This window comes from Thermobrachium celere DSM 8682 (assembly GCF_000430995.1).
Classification (GTDB): domain Bacteria; phylum Bacillota; class Clostridia; order Clostridiales; family Caloramatoraceae; genus Thermobrachium; species Thermobrachium celere.
Map to the genome: position 1 here is coordinate 3056 of NZ_HF951990.1, position 506 is coordinate 3561.

The 506-nt window shown below is 33.6% G+C and carries 2 protein-coding genes; both read left to right on the forward strand.

The window, feature by feature from the left end; all coding sequences use genetic code 11:
* Positions 1 to 49 precede the first annotated feature (49 nt).
* The gene (locus TCEL_RS13645; RefSeq protein WP_198010613.1) at positions 50 to 190 is read left to right on the forward strand and encodes a hypothetical protein; all 141 of its coding nucleotides are present in this window, start codon (positions 50 to 52) and stop codon (positions 188 to 190) included.
* Positions 130 to 303 (forward strand): NAD(P)H-hydrate epimerase, encoded by a 174-nt coding sequence (locus TCEL_RS12955; protein WP_018655913.1) that lies wholly within the window; start codon positions 130 to 132, stop codon positions 301 to 303. Before TCEL_RS13645 ends, TCEL_RS12955 begins: the two co-directional genes overlap by 61 nt.
* Positions 304 to 506: the final 203 nt, after the last annotated feature.

The following is a 506-nucleotide window of genomic DNA, read 5'->3' on the forward strand; positions in this document are numbered from 1 at the left end:
CACTGTAGAGAATATGCTGTTGCTTTTGTGGTTATGGAGGGGTAGAGAAATGAAGGTTGCTAAGGCACAAAATATGAGAAATATAGATAAAAGGGCTATTGAAAATTTAAAATCCCTGGCATTGTTCTTATGGAAAATGCAGCATGGGCTGTTTTTAAAAGAATTAAAGAGAGGGATGCAAAAAGAATAACAGTAGTATGTGGTATAGGGAATAATGGCGGAGATGGTTTTGCACTATCACGCCTTTTATATATAAATGGATATGAAGTAAATGTATACTTGTTTGGAGATGAAAGCAAATAAAGGGCGATGCAAAGACAACTACGATATTCTACTGAATATGGGAGTTTAATAAAAAGATTAGATGAGTTGATAATGATATAAATTTAGCGACATTACAGTTGATGCACTATTTGGAACAGGCCTTGATAGAGATGTTGAGGGATTTTTAAAGAGTAATAGAATATAACAGCCATTCAAGTATACAATTTCAGTTGACATACCAT

Coding starts and splice junctions, on each gene's coding strand:
- TCEL_RS13645 (WP_198010613.1), top strand. CDS start 50: ATGAAGGTTGCTAAGGCACAAAATATGAGAAATATAGATAAAAGGGCT.
- TCEL_RS12955 (WP_018655913.1), top strand. CDS start 130: ATGGAAAATGCAGCATGGGCTGTTTTTAAAAGAATTAAAGAGAGGGAT.